Genomic DNA, 10,458 nt, shown 5'->3' on the forward strand with positions numbered 1-10,458 from the left:
AAGAATGAAAGTGAAAAAGGGAATCAGGTTCCGTGCTCCCAGCTCTCAAGGTATTCCCTCTGCTCCTCGGTGAGCTCCTCAATCTTTATTCCCATTGCGCTTAGCTTAATCCTCGCGACCATCTCGTCAATCTCCCTCGGCAGGATGTAGACCTTTGGCTCAAGCCTCTCGTGGTTCTCCTTGATGTACTGCGCCGCCTTCGCCTGCAGGGCAAAGCTCATGTCCATAATCTCCGCCGGGTGGCCGTCTGCCGCCGCTAAATTGACCAGCCTTCCGTCGGCTAAGAGGTAGAGCCTCCTTCCGTCCTTAAGCTTGTACTCCCTGATGTTGGGCCTCGGCTCGCTTATTTCAACGGCGAGCTCCTCAAGGTCGGGCTTCCATATCTCAACGTCGAAGTGGCCGGCGTTGGCGAGGATTACTCCGTCCTTCATGAGCTCGAAGTGCTCTTTGCGAATGCACTTGATGTTGCCCGTCGAGGTGACGAAGATGTCGCCTACCTTTGCCGCCTCCTTCATGTCCATGACGAGGAAGCCGTCCATCCTCGCCTCCAAGGCCCTAATCGGGTCGACCTCAACAACGATTACGGTAGCGCCGAGGCCCCTCGCCCTCATCGCTATTCCCCTTCCGCACCAGCCGTAGCCGACAACGACGACGTTCTTTCCGGCGACGAGCAGATTCGTAGTCCGTATTATGCCGTCCCACGTGGACTGGCCGGTTCCGTAGCGGTTGTCGAAGAGGTATTTGGTATAGCTGTCGTTCACCGCTATGATTGGGAACCTAAGAACCCCGTCCTTCTCCATCGCGCGGAGCCTTATTACCCCGGTGGTCGTTTCCTCGCTCGCGCCCCAGATTTCGTCTATTAACTCCTGCCTTTCGCGGTGAACGGTGCTTATCATGTCCGCGCCGTCGTCTATGATGATGTTGGGCCTTATATCCAGAGCCTTGTGCATGTTCTCGTAGTACTCCTCCCTGCTCTCCCCCCTGATGGCATAGACCTTGACGCCGGCTTTAGCTAATGTAGCGACGACATCATCTTGAGTGCTCAGCGGGTTGCTGGCGGCGGCAGAAACCTCCGCTCCCCCGGCCTTGAGGGTCAGGAGCAGGAAGGCCGTCTTCATCTCAAGGTGGAGCGTCGTGGCGATTCTGACGCCCTTGAAGGGCTTCTCCTTTTCGAACTCCCTCCTTATCGTCTGGAGAACGGGCATGAAGCGCGAGACCCAGTCAATCTTCTTCTCCCCGCTCGGAGCGAGCGAGATGTCCTTGACGCAGTAATCCTTCGTGCAGTCCATACCAACCACCGGTGGGTTTTTAATTTCCTGGGTTAAAAAGGGTTGGTGTTGTTATGATAGTCGACCTCTCGCTCCCCCTGGGAGAGGACACGCCGGTTTACCCCGGCGACCCGGAGGTAAAGGTCAAGCCCTGGGCCTTCATCGAGCGCGACGGCTACTACATGAACGCCCTCAAGCTCGGCGAGCACTCGGGGACGCACGTTGACGCTCCGGCTCACTTCATTCCCGGCGGAAAGACGATAGACGAGATGCCCCTTGAGAAGTTCATCGGTGAGGCCTTTGTCGTTGACGTTCGCGACGGCGAGGGAACCGTCAAGCTCGATGAGATTCCCGACTCCGGTTATCACGGCAGGATTGTCCTCTTCCTTACGGGCGGGAGGGAGCTCTCGCCGGAGGTCGCGCTCTTCCTCGTGGCCGAGGGAGTTAAAGCCGTCGGCACCGACGCGATGAGCATCGGCGACGAGACTGTTCACACTATTCTCCTCAGCGAAGAAGTTCCGATATTCGAGAACCTCGTCAACCTTGAGGCCCTGGTTGGGAGAACCTTCACGTTCATAGGCCTCCCCTTGAGAATCGAGGGTGGCTCTGGAAGCCCTGTTAGGGCGGTAGCAATAATCGAAGATTAACGTCCCTTTTGGTTTCTGGAGAATTGTCATGCCCCCTTTTGGATTAGTGGGTGCTAACTTGGCGTTTGGAACGATTTGGAACGATGAGAACCTCTGTGGTTCGGTGTGGGAAGCAAAAGAACAAACGAAATCCCCCGAATTTTTAAGAAACCGTCTATCTGCCCTTAATTTCGTGAAAAAAGCTTAAATAGGGCTTTTTCGTAGTTGGTAATGGTGATGAGCCATGATGGGTAAGAAGTTGGTGGCAGTCCTGTTCGGACTGCTTATGATTGGAATGGCATTCAGTGTTGGCGGTGCCTCGGCGGAAGAGACCGTCACAGTGATACTCGTCAGCGACAACGCCGCGGACAACGCGATAGCTCAGTACCTCGCCAACCTGACCGGTGCGGTCGTCGTGACGACCACCTGGGGCACCTACGACCCGAACGTTACGGCGGAGATACTGAGCTACGCCCCGGACCAGGTTATAATAATAGGCGGTCCCGACGCGGTTGTGAGCGAGTACGTTACCGACCTTGAGGAGTACAACATAACCGTTTACCGCTGGTGGGGAGCCAACAGGTACGAGACTGACCTCGCGGTTATGGGCAACGCCAGCAAGGTCTTTGGAATCAAGTTCAACGCCAGCGTCGTCGTTGCCGGCAACGACAGCCTTGCAGTCCAGACCGCCCTCAGGCTCGCCGTCCAGAACCGTGCGATGATAATATACGTCAACCAGTCGACCAACGCCACCAGGCTCATGGAGAGGTTCCAGGTCAGGGAGATGGTAATGGTCCAGAGCAGGGCCTCTGAGAAGGTCATGGAAAAGGTCTCCAGGGAGCTCAAGGCCTGCAACTGCACCGCCAAGCAGGTCCAGGCCAATGTTACGGCCGAGCAGGTTAAGATGATTATGGAGCAGGTCCGCGAGAGGCTCATGGCCATCGAGGGGATAGCGAACACCACGAACTCCACTCAGCTTATGGAGCAGGTCAGGGAGATGCTCCAGCTCATGGAGCAGGCTAACGCAAGCCTTCAGGCCGGAAACGTCACCGGAGCCTACGCTTTGGCCCTTAAGCTCCAGGTGAAGACCGAGTTCGCCCTCAAGGAGGCTAACAAGGAGCTCCACAGGGCCATGGAAAAGAACGGAAAGCTCGCCCTTGAGATGGAGCTTGAGAAGATTGAGGCCCAGCTTGAGGTCCTTGAGAAGGCAGGAGTTAACGTTAGCTCCGTTCAGACAATCCTTGACAAGGTCAAGGAGGCAATTGATGCGGGGAACTACAGCGTTGCCAGGGTGCTCCTCAAGGATGCCAAGAAGGCCCTCCACGAGCTCTACATGACGAACAGGGAAACCGTTAAGATGAACCCGGGAATGGCTTCAAAGCCCGAGAAGAGCGGAAGGCACTGATTAGGTTTCCTCCCCTTTTCTCCTCGCTTTTTTCTCCCGCAGGTACGGGTAGCGCATTATGTGCCCGCAGTTGAGACACTTTATGACGACGTGGGGGTAGGGTTTGCTCCTCAGCCTCACGCGCGCGTTCTTTCCCGGGACGAGGAATGAGTGACAGCGCTTGCAGTAGCGACGCTTCCACTTCCTCGGGAGTCTTATCTTGGCCTTCTGCTGGACGGCAAGGGCTATCTCAACGTATCTGTCCGCCAGCTCCGGGCTGTATGGAAAAACCCTCTCCGCGAGGGTGAAGAGCGTCTCAACACGCTCCCTCGCTATCCTTTTCTTCTCCCTCTGCTCCTTCTTTCTCAGGAACTTCTTTCCCACGTTACCACCTCACCAGCTTCAGCTTTCCGGGGAACGGTTCGTAGAGGTAACCCTCGCGGAGCAACTTCTCAAGGGTCTCCCCCGCGTGCTCCCTCCTGAAACCGGCCTCGATTAGGGCCTTTAAGAACTCCTCCCTCCTGACCGTGCCGTCAATGGAAGTCGCCTCGAGGTCTTCAAAGATTCTGACGCCAATCTCCGCCACCCTGGAGTTTCCTATGTAGCGCGCGTACTCCCTCAGGAGCCTCAGCTTTTCCCTGTCGGGAAGTTCGTTTATCCACGTGTCGGTTATCTCCTGGTACAGTCCGAGCAGGTCGCTTATGAGGCCCCTTCCGAGTTTTCCCTCGAAGCGCCCCATCGCGCCGAGAAGCCTCGCCCCAAGCCTGTACCTAAGCCCGACGTTAAATACCTTGCCCGAGAGCGTCAGGGCATCGAAGAGCTCCCCGTATTCGTTCCGGTTTCTCATCAGGAAGGCCTCAAAGCGGTAGCGGTAGTCCTCTATCTCACCGAGGTTTAAAACTCCGACGCGCCTTCTGGCGGCCATGATTGTGGCGACGACGTTAGGAATAAGCTCCTCAAGCTCGCGGTTTCGCTCGTAGGCAACGTCCTCGGTTATTACGAGCGGGGCCTCCCCGAGAGTTGCGGTTTCGTCCTCGGGCTTCATAACGAGCCTCGGGCTGAGAAAGCCTGCGCTCTTTTCCCGGAAGTGCTCCTCAGCCCACTTGGGCACCGGCCTGGGCCTCTTCAGCATGGCCCTCGTGTGGGGGACGTAGTAGGCCAACTTCGCCCTCGGCCTCGCGAACCTGAAGTCGAGGCCCAAGAAATCGTCGTCGAACTCCGCCCACCTGTCCCTCCTGAGCTTCAACTCCTCCGGAAGGAGCGAGTGGAGGTATTTTAACGCCTCCCAGAGTGAGAGAACCGAGCGCTCGCGCTCTCCCTTGAAGGCCGAGAACGTCACTCCCTCCCCCCAGTTCCCCGCTCCTATGACGGTCGGGGCGCTCAGGAGGGAGTATATTATCGCCCTCTCCGTCTCGTAGTTCGCGTAGACCGTGCTCGAAATGAGGCTCTCAAGCTCGCCCCGGCTCAGCGTGTAGTCCCGGTAGTTGAGCCAGCGGTTCTCGTAAGGGGTTTCCTTCAGCTCGATGACGCGAAGAAGCCTGAGGTTTCCGTAGGGGTAGGCGTCGAGTATTCCCCTAACCCTCACGTAGGCGCCGGAATAAACGCTATCCTCAATCGTGCTCGCCTCGTCTATCCTCAGAACGAGGTACGCCCTGAGCCTGCTCTTCTTCAGTTCTTCCGGGGAGAGAGGGGTTAGAAGGTAGTAAACCGCGTCCCTCGGCGCGTTTGGTGGTTGTCTGAGTAGCAGGAAGCCTTCAACCTCAACCTCCTCCCCGTTTCTCCCCTGGATTTCGCGAAGGAAATCCCTAACCCGGGTCTCTGGTGTCAGGGGCTCCCTGTGCTCCTCCCTGAGTAGCGCGAGTAGCTCTTCCATCGAAGCCTGAAGAACCGCAAAGTTTATAAAGTCATCTCTGAAGGTGTTATCGGCACGGCGGCCATAGCGGCGGGGTTACACCCGGTCTCGTTTCGACCCCGGAAGTTAAGCCCGCCTGCGTTCCCGGGTGTACTGCCCTCCGAGAGGGGGCGGGAAACCGGGAACGCCGCCGGCCACTAACCTTCTCTCGTAACCACCTACACAAAAGCTATTTAAGAGGCCGGGACTATTTTTTTACGGTCGGTAGTTATGCTCAAGAAGTCATCGAAGGGCAGGTTGACTTGGGACTACATTCGAGACCGGCATTCCGAGGTTATCGAGGAATTCAAGACCCTGCGTAACTGGGACGAGGTTAAATCCGCTATCCCCGAGTCCGAAACTCTTGGCGACTACTCCCTTCTTGCCCTTGAAGCAATAGCGGCCGTTATCCGGGAACTCCGCATCGAACGCTCCTTTCTGAGCGAGAGAATAGAGAACCTCAACCGCAAGCTTGAGGAGCTCGGTACTTCTCACAGGGAACTCAGCTACTCCGTTGACAAACGGCTCAAGGAGCTTGAGGCCAGGATTTCAGAGCTGGAGCAGAGGACGCTTTTCCTTGAGGGCGTCGAGGCTATAGTCCCGAGGATGAACGAGCTTGAGGAGAAGCTTGACCGCCTCCCGGCTGAGCTCTTTAAGCGTGTTGAGGAGACCTATGGGAAGAAGGCCGATGAGCACCTCAGGAAGCTCGTCGAGGAGAGGGTTGAGGAGCTGAGGGAAGAGCTCAAGCGCGAGGTTCTCGGTGTAAGCGTTGACCTCGCTAAGGCCCTTAGGGAGCTTCAGGAGCACTACGAGAAGCTCGTTGAGGAGAACGTCCGGCTCAGGGGCCTGGCGAAGGAGAACGATAAGTTAAGAAAGAAGCTCGTCGAGCGGGAGCGCGAGCTGGAGGAGCTGAAGAAGAGGCTCGCGATGTTCCAGGAGATGGCCAAGCGCGTTGATGCCCTGAGCGAGAAGATTGGTAAGTACGAGGAGAAGCTTAAGGAGATTCGGGCAATCGAGAAGGAGCTGGTGGCCCTGACCGGTGCAAAGGACGCCCTCTCGGCGATTGAGGTCATCAAGAGCGATTTCATTCCCAAGTCCAAGTTCGAAAAGACATTAAACGAGATAAGGTCGCTCCTGGCGGAGGCCGAGTCGCTGAAGGAAGAGAACGAGCGCCTAAGACGGGAGAACGAGAAGCTTAAGGAGGCCCTTAAGACGCTCCTCCAGGAGAGGCTTGGTGAGGCGAGTGGTTCAGACACCTCTGTCGAGAATGATGAGTCTTGAGAGCCCCTCTTTCAGCTTCTTCTGAACGAGTTCGCTCCGGTCGTCCTTTACCTCCTCAAGCTTTGACATCACTATCTTTCTGAGCTTTTCGTTGGTTTCGCCGAGTGCAACTAACGTCTCGACGGCGCTCGCGCGCACGAGCTCGTTCTTGTCGTGGAGGAGAGCGAAGAGCTTGGGCAGGAAGGGGGTTACGTACTTCATTCCGTTCTCGCTGAGCGCGAGAATGAAGTTGAGCGCCGCGAGCTTGTCGGAGGTTTCCTTTGAGGTCAGCATGAAGCCTATGTCGCGGAAGACGTTGCCGAGCAGGCTGGGCCTGACGCGCATTATTTCCTCAAGGACGTAGGTCGCGTTCACCTTTATCTTCGGGTCTCCAACGCGGTAGTTGGCGAAGATTACCGGCACTATCTTTGCCACCTTGCCCGGGGCAATCTCGGCCAGAACGCCGAAGGCCCTGGCTATCTCCTGGGTGAGGGGAACCGCCTCGCTCTTCCTGAGCATGACCATGAGCTTGGTTATAAGCGAGTCGTGCAGCTCGGGCATGTCCCTCAGAACCTCGACGACGACGCGGAGGGCGTTCTTCTGAACTGTCCACAGGTCGTCATCGAGGAGTTCTATGACCTCCTTGAGGAACTCCTTGTTGACCGTTGCCCTCGCTATGACCTCCTGAAGGCCCTCCCCCGTTGCCAGTGCCTCCCTAAGGTCGAACTCCTCGTCCATCGCTTCCACCATAGGGGATACTGCAAAGGTTTATATAAGCTTTTCACCACTTCTTTTGGGGGATTGGCCATGAAGCGAAGCGTTCCAGTGATTTTGGTGGCTTTGCTGGCGTTTCTTCTGCTCGGAAGCGTTTCAGCGTCCCAGAGTCCAGTGCTGTGGAAGGGGACGGTCTGCGATAACGTGAAGTACCAGAAGAGCATAGAGGCCGTTGCCCTGACGGAGGATGCAGTCTACGCCGCCTGCTCCTACCGGCAGGTCATGAACTCGAGCGGTCTCGTTGAGGTCTACTACCTAGGTGTCCTATCGGCCTTTTCCACCAACGGTTCTAGGCTGTGGCAGAACTCCTCTGGATACACCGTCAAGCTCGTCCCCACCGGAGATGACGTTCTCGCTGGCAGTTTCGGCGCCCTCCTCAAGTTCGATAAGAAGGGCCGCATAGTGTCGCTCTACGACGTCGTGAACAAGCTCTATGACTTCGTGGTTTCAGATGGGGTTGCCTACGTAGCCGACGGGGACTTCTTCCTATACAACGGCTCCCGCTCCTACAAGGGGCACGTTTACGCGGTGAAGCTCGGTGAAAACCTGACGGGCATCTGGAACCTTACCTTCGACGATATGATTACCCGCGTTAGGGCTGGCGACGGCATCATCTACGCGAGCTCCGGTTTTCCATCGGGCTACGTTGGAAGCTTCCAGTTCGGTTCCCTCTACGGGATATCCCCCGAGGGAAAGCTCCTCTGGAACGTCAGCCTCGGCCACTGGGTTCGCGACATGGAGGTCTGGAAGGGCAACGCGGTTCTTGGAACCGGCTGGGACAACTCTAAGGGCCGTCTCTACGTGGTCTCCCCTGGTGGAAAGATACTCCTCAACGAGAGTCTCTTTTACACCGAGGATATACTGGTTCTGAACGATACCGCTTACATCGGAGGCTACGACGGCAAGAACGGAACTCTGGTAGCCGTTGAGTTGCCCTCAGGAAAGACCCTCTGGGAGAGGAAGTTCCCCTACCGCGTTAAGACCCTGGCCTACACCGACGGCGTTCTCCTGGCCGGAACCGGCAAGTTCCAGAGCAAGACCGAGAACGGAACGACCTACATCTACAGCGTTGGCAACCTATACGCCATCAACCCAAAGGACGGAAAGACCCTCGGTGAGCTTCCAAACACGGGCTACGTCAGGAGCATAGCGGTGAAGGGCAGCGAGGCGGTAATCGGAACGGCGAGCTCAACGTTCTACGTGATTGATGTCAGCGCCATGAAAGGAAGCCAGAAGAGCTCCATATGCGGGCCTGGGTTCATAGTTCTCCTCGCAGCCCTTGTCCTGCTCTTGAGGAGGCTCACATAGAGACGAGGCCGTATTCGATTAGTTTGTTCACTATTTTTCTTCCTTCCCTCGTGAGGTCAACGACCTTCCTTATCATGACTATCTTGAGGAGCCCCTTGTCTATCATCCTGTCGTAGATTTCCTCGATTTCCCTCTCGCTGAGGCCGAGGAACTGGTGTATCTCAAGCGGGTTGAGACCGGAGTAGAGCGCCATGAGTATCTGCTTCTCCGTCTCGTCGAGGCTTTCGAGTTCTTTAAGTTCTTTCTCCATTACCTCCTTGAACTCCGCCTGGAGCGTTGGGAACTCCTTCGAGACCTTCATGATGAACTCAAAGTAGCCTGGTATGTACTTGAGCAGGTAGCGCAGGATGAAGAGCCTCGTCTTCTTCTCTGGGATGTAGAGGTAGGACGTTACGGTCTCGCTCACGTAGAAGTGCTTTATCTTCCAAGCCTGAACCTTCTTGCCGTCCATGTCAACTTCCTCGACGTCCATGTCCTCAACGTCCGAGAATATCGGGATGGGCCTCATGTCGGGGTCGAGAACCACTATGTTCCTCTCGGTTCTTCCCTTCTTGGCGGACTTGACGGAGACTATCCTCAGCGAACCGTCCTGCCACTTGGAGTCCATGTTTATCGCTCCACCCTTAATCCTCGCGAGCTGTATCCTGACGGCCTTTCCGTTTATCAGGGTTTCAAAAATCGTGTGGACGAACTCCTTGAACTTCTTCTCATCGTATATAAGGAGGTTGTCACCAATCGTCAGGATGAGCGTGAGGTCGCCCCTTCCGGGAACGTAGAACTTCAATCCAAAGTGCTCCTTCTCGGGGTTGAGCTTGTAGTTGTCGGGAACGTTGACGGCCAAATCGCTGAGCGTTGAGAATGGGAAGTTGTCCTCGCCGACGACCTCACCCATGCGAAGATACTTCAGAATAAGCCTATCGTGTTGAATAACCCCGAGGGCGTCGCGCCAGTTGACGCGGCCCGAGCCCTTCCAAGACGAGATAATGGCTACCTTGACCCTTGTTTCTGTTACCGCCATAGGTCATCCCTTCCGCCCTCAGGTGAGGGCCTGGCACTCCTCCAGCTGCCTTTCGAGCTTCTCAACCTTCGCGCGGAGCTTCTCGCACTCCTGGGAGAGCTTTATCTCCAGGGGCGTTACGGCCGGGTTTCCGCCGCGCGAGGATATCATCTCGTCGAGTATGCTCACGGCACTGTTGATGCTACTCGTCATCCTTATAAGTGCTTCCTCGGGCGGGAGCTTGATGGTTGTCTTTCCGTCCTTGCTCTTGACGGTAATTGGGAGCTTCGTCCTTGCGACGTAGGCTATCACCTGGTTGAGCTTCTCCTTGTCCTTCTGGCTCGGGAAGCGCGCCAGCCAGAGCTTCTTGAACTCGTCGAGCTCGGCGAGAACCTTCATGAGGAACGCGTTGTACTCGTCCTCGCTTATGTACCCGAGGGTGTAGCCCCTCGCAACGTCGAGGAGCATGAGGAGCCTCTCCTTCTTGTGTCTGGCCTCATCGAGGACGCGCTGAACCTTCTCGTCAATGACCTGGCGGAGCTTTTTGATGAGCTCGTCCTCGTTAACCCCCGAGACGCTCATCTGCTTCTTCTCTTCCCTGGGGGCAGCCTTGGGCTCCTCCCTTTTCGGGGCGGGGCTCTCGCTCTTCAGCTCCCGCTCAAGCAGGGCCGCGTAGAGCTCTCCCATCTGGTTGCTTATCGCGTTGGTTATGAGGTATGCTGTAACCACCATGCCGAGCAACACCACGACCGCGATGACTGCAATCATTACCCAGTCCACGTTCTCACCCCCTCAAAGTGGAAAGGGAAACAACGAAAGTCACAGCTTGAACCTGCTGATAATATCGCGCAACTGGGCCACGATGTTTTTGAGGTCGTTTGCTGCTCTTTCGAGTTCTTCTGTTGCTGCAGTCTGCTCTTCAACAGCAGAACTAACCTCCTCAGCACTGG

General features: G+C 56.3%; 10 protein-coding genes and 1 rRNA gene. 5 read left to right on the plus strand and 6 right to left on the minus strand.

Annotation, left to right across the window (positions count from 1 at the left end; genetic code table 11):
• Nucleotides 1-23: 23 nt before the first annotated feature.
• Complete coding sequence (locus E3E30_RS10620) at nt 24-1,289, minus strand: adenosylhomocysteinase (protein WP_167729578.1); 1,266 nt, start codon at nt 1,287-1,289, stop codon at nt 24-26.
• Between the two features lie 53 nt (nt 1,290-1,342).
• Between E3E30_RS10620 and E3E30_RS10625 the strand changes: the two genes are divergently transcribed.
• Entirely contained in the window at nt 1,343-1,915 is a 573-nt protein-coding gene (locus E3E30_RS10625; protein WP_167729530.1) for a cyclase family protein, read from the plus strand.
• Nucleotides 1,916-2,138: 223 nt separating this feature from the next.
• Nucleotides 2,139-3,299 carry a cell wall-binding repeat 2 family protein gene (locus tag E3E30_RS10630; RefSeq protein ID WP_167729531.1) on the plus strand — a complete coding sequence of 387 codons (1,161 nt, stop codon included), beginning with the start codon at nt 2,139-2,141 and terminating at the stop codon, nt 3,297-3,299.
• On the opposite strand, the gene E3E30_RS10635 is transcribed toward E3E30_RS10630, so the two are convergent.
• Nucleotides 3,300-3,662, minus strand: a complete 363-nt coding sequence (locus E3E30_RS10635) for a ribonuclease P protein component 4 (protein ID WP_042691620.1) — start codon at nt 3,660-3,662, stop codon at nt 3,300-3,302. It abuts the gene before it with no gap.
• Between the two features lies 1 nt (nt 3,663).
• On the minus strand, nt 3,664-5,151 hold the full coding sequence (locus tag E3E30_RS10640) for a hypothetical protein (protein ID WP_167729532.1): 1,488 nt from the start codon (nt 5,149-5,151) through the stop codon (nt 3,664-3,666).
• 53 nt (nt 5,152-5,204) lie between these two features.
• Here E3E30_RS10640 and rrf point away from each other — a divergent pair.
• Both rrf and E3E30_RS10650 read left to right on the plus strand, forming a co-directional pair.
• Nucleotides 5,205-5,326, plus strand: a 5S ribosomal RNA gene (gene rrf / locus E3E30_RS10645).
• Nucleotides 5,327-5,400: 74 nt separating this feature from the next.
• Complete coding sequence (locus E3E30_RS10650; protein WP_167729533.1) at nt 5,401-6,450, plus strand: hypothetical protein; 1,050 nt, start codon at nt 5,401-5,403, stop codon at nt 6,448-6,450.
• On the opposite strand, the gene E3E30_RS10655 is transcribed toward E3E30_RS10650, so the two are convergent.
• The gene (locus tag E3E30_RS10655; protein WP_042691615.1) at nt 6,418-7,167 is read right to left on the minus strand and encodes a PH0542 domain-containing protein; all 750 of its coding nucleotides are present in this window, start codon (nt 7,165-7,167) and stop codon (nt 6,418-6,420) included. The genes E3E30_RS10650 and E3E30_RS10655 overlap by 33 nt on opposite strands.
• 69 nt (nt 7,168-7,236) lie before the next feature.
• Here E3E30_RS10655 and E3E30_RS10660 point away from each other — a divergent pair, with 69 nt between their 5' ends.
• Nucleotides 7,237-8,511: a CGP-CTERM sorting domain-containing protein gene (locus E3E30_RS10660; protein WP_167729579.1), complete on the plus strand. Its 1,275-nt coding sequence runs from the start codon at nt 7,237-7,239 to the stop codon at nt 8,509-8,511.
• On the opposite strand, the gene E3E30_RS10665 is transcribed toward E3E30_RS10660, so the two are convergent.
• Together E3E30_RS10665 and E3E30_RS10670 are read right to left on the minus strand one after the other, a co-directional pair.
• On the minus strand, nt 8,504-9,529 hold the full coding sequence (locus tag E3E30_RS10665; RefSeq protein ID WP_167729534.1) for a CheF family chemotaxis protein: 1,026 nt from the start codon (nt 9,527-9,529) through the stop codon (nt 8,504-8,506). The two genes, E3E30_RS10660 and E3E30_RS10665, sit on opposite strands and share 8 nt — an antisense overlap.
• Nucleotides 9,530-9,547: 18 nt before the next feature.
• Nucleotides 9,548-10,288 carry a hypothetical protein gene (locus tag E3E30_RS10670; protein WP_042691607.1) on the minus strand — a complete coding sequence of 247 codons (741 nt, stop codon included), beginning with the start codon at nt 10,286-10,288 and terminating at the stop codon, nt 9,548-9,550.
• Nucleotides 10,289-10,458 lie beyond the last annotated feature (170 nt).

It is taken from the genome of Thermococcus sp. 9N3, assembly GCF_012027685.1.
Taxonomy (GTDB): Archaea; Methanobacteriota_B; Thermococci; order Thermococcales; family Thermococcaceae; genus Thermococcus; species Thermococcus nautili.